Source organism: Rhodococcus sp. 1163 (assembly GCF_002091985.1).
GTDB lineage: Bacteria > Actinomycetota > Actinomycetes > Mycobacteriales > Mycobacteriaceae > Rhodococcoides.
Genome location: NZ_MKKX01000008.1, coordinates 1 through 1,653 on the forward strand (window position 1 = coordinate 1; position 1,653 = coordinate 1,653).

1 protein-coding gene is annotated in these 1,653 nt (G+C 59.5%); it reads left to right on the forward strand.

Annotated elements, in window-relative coordinates; genetic code table 11:
• On the forward strand, window positions 1–1,653 hold a 1,653-nt coding region (locus tag BJD99_RS01760), incomplete at both ends, for a condensation domain-containing protein (protein WP_143541999.1).

Consider the following 1,653-nt stretch of genomic DNA (forward strand, 5'->3'; position numbering starts at 1 on the left):
CGAGTTCGTCTCTGTTGGTTTCGATGTGACGGCGGAGGTGCCGTTTCGGGCTCGTTTGTTCGAGGTTGTGGGTTCGGGTGGTGTGGGTTCGGAGTTCGTTGTGGTGTTTGTGGTGCATCATATTGCGGCTGATGGTTTTTCGATGGGGCCGTTGACGCGGGATGTGATGGGTGCGTATGTGGCGCGGGCTTCGGGTGAGGGGCCGGGGTGGGCTCCTTTGTCGGTGCAGTATGCCGATTATGCGTTGTGGCAGCGTGCGGTGTTGGGGTCGGAGTCGGAGCCGGATTCGTTGTTGTCGCAGCAGGTGTCGTTTTGGCGGTCGGCGTTGGAGGGTTTGCCGGATCAGTTGGATTTGCCTTCTGATCGGGTTCGTCCTGTTGTGGCGTCCAATCGTGGTGCGAATGTTGTGTTTTCGGTGGATGCGGGTGTGCATCGTGGGTTGAGTGTGGTGGCGCGGGAGTTGAATGCGTCGTTGTTCATGGTGGTGCATTCGGCGTTGGCGGTGTTGTTGTCGCGGTTGTCGGGGTCTGATGATGTGGCGGTGGGTACGCCGGTGGCGGGGCGTGGTGAGGCTGCTCTCGATGATGTGATCGGGATGTTTGTCAATACGTTGGTGTTGCGGACGGTGTTCGGTTCGGATTGGTCGTTTGCTGATGTGGTTCGGGATGTGCGTGAGCGGGATTTGGGGGCGTTCGGGCATGCGGATGTGCCGTTCGAGCGTTTGGTGGAGGTGCTCAATCCGGCTCGGTCGCAGGGGCGTCATCCGTTGTTTCAGGTGATGTTGTCGTTCCAGAATTTGGAGCGGTCTTCGCTGGAGTTGCCGGGGTTGTCGGTGTCGGCGGTTGATTTCGATGTTGCGGTTGCGAAGTTCGATGTGCAGGTGACGGTGACGGAGTCGTTCGATGTCGATGGTGGTGCTGCGGGGTTGTCGGCGACGTTGACGTATGCGACGGATTTGTTCGATGAGTCGACGATGGTGTTGTTTGCGGAGCGGTTTGTTCGGGTGTTGGAGGCGGTGGTGGCGGATTCGTCTGTGGTGGTGGGTGATATTGGTGTGTTGGGTGTTGCGGAGCGTGATGTTGTGGTGTCGGGGTGGAATGGGACTTCTCGTGTGTTGGAGGGCGTTTCGGGTTCGGGTTCGACGTTGGCGTCGTTGTTTGTTGATCGGGTGGTGGAGGTTCCGGGTGCGGTGGCGGTGGTGTTCGGGGGTGAGCGGTTGTTGTATGGGGAGTTTGGGGAGCGGGTGTTTCGTTTGGCTCGGTGGTTGATCGGTGAGGGTGTGGGTCCTGAGGTTTTGGTGGGGTTGGGTATGCGGCGTGGGGTGGATTTGTTGGTGGGGATGTATGCGGTGGTGGTGGCTGGTGGTGCGTATGTGCCTTTGGATCCGGATCAGCCGGCGGAGCGTAATGGGTTCATCGTGGAGGTGGCGTCTCCGGTGTTGGTGTTGGTTTCTGGTGGTGGGGATGTGGGTGTGTTTGCTGGTGGTGGTGTGTCGGTGGTGGATGTGGGTTCGTTGGATGTGTCTGGTTTTTCGGGTGGGGTTGTGGGGGATGGTGAGCGGTTGTCGGTGTTGCGTGGGTCGAATGCGGCGTATGTGATTTTCACGTCGGGGTCGACGGGTCGGCCGAAGGGTGTGGCGGTTTCGCATGAGGC